This window comes from Mesorhizobium sp. M7A.F.Ca.MR.148.00.0.0 (assembly GCF_003997735.1).
Classification (GTDB): domain Bacteria; phylum Pseudomonadota; class Alphaproteobacteria; order Rhizobiales; family Rhizobiaceae; genus Mesorhizobium.
The window spans coordinates 1-264 of the sequence record NZ_RZTB01000378.1 but is presented as its reverse complement, the minus strand read 5'-3'; the positions used below and the strand labels follow the sequence as shown (position 1 = coordinate 264).

The window sequence follows — 264 nt, the reverse complement described above, 5'->3', positions numbered from 1 at the left end:
ATGGCCGAAACGCGCGGCATGGCTTGCGCTTCCGTCTCGCGCAGCAAGGGCTCGGCGACCTCGGCCCCCGCGGCAAGCTCGGGATCGAGCAGTCTGTGCGTGTAGTCGAAGGTGGGCCCGAGCAATTGGCCGCCGGGCAGATCCTTGTAGGTCGCCGACACACGTCGCTCGACCAGCATGGTGGCGGTGTCGATCGGCTTGGAGTAGCCGAAGCGTGGCAGCGTGGTGCGATAGGCGCGCACCAGGAAGATCGCCTCGATCATG

The 264-nt window shown here is 66.7% G+C and carries 1 pseudogene; it reads right to left on the bottom strand.

Annotated elements, in window-relative coordinates:
• Positions 1-264 (bottom strand): annotated as a pseudogene (locus tag EOB49_RS38390) (carbon-phosphorus lyase complex subunit PhnI); the annotation flags it as partial.